A 659-nucleotide genomic window follows, 5' to 3' on the forward strand; every position below is an offset into this window, starting at 1 on the left:
ATCGCTGGCGGAACCGACATTTGTGGCTGCTTTGTTCTTGGTAACCCGATCTCTCCCGTCTACAAGGGGGAATGCCAAGGTGCGGGGCTCGGCAACAAGGTAAAAGTGCGTGATGACGCAGGGAGCGAAGTAGTTTCACAACGCGGAGAACTGACATGTAACAACTCGCTGCCAAACTTTCCTATCGGCTTTTGGCATGACAATGGCGAACGTTATCACGATGCTTACTGGAGCAAATTTGCGGATACTTGGCACCACGGTGATGACGTCATGCAAACCGAAAACGACGGCTTTATCTTCTACGGCCGAAGTGACGCAACGCTCAATCCCGGCGGAGTACGTATTGGTACAGCAGAAATCTATCAACAAGTGAATTCGCTATCGGGTATCGAAGATTCGATTGCTGTCGGTAAGTTGAGCCAGCAATCTGAAGAGATCTGGTTATTCGTCAAATTAAGCCAAAGTGTTGAGTTAACGCCACAACTGAGTGACTTGATCCGCCAAACGTTGAAAGCGAACTGCTCACCGCGACATGTCCCGCGCAAGATCTTCGCACTCAGTGATATTCCACGAACGCGTTCCGGTAAAACGGTTGAACTGGCAGTAAAGCAGGTCGTGAATGGTCAGACAGTTAAAAATATCGGCGCAATAGCGAATCC

General features: G+C 49.6%; 1 pseudogene. It reads left to right on the plus strand.

The features are described 5' to 3' along the window. Positions 1 to 659 (plus strand): annotated as a pseudogene (locus R7R78_RS26955) (acetoacetate--CoA ligase); the annotation flags it as partial.

This window comes from Vibrio sp. 2134-1, from assembly GCF_033339495.1.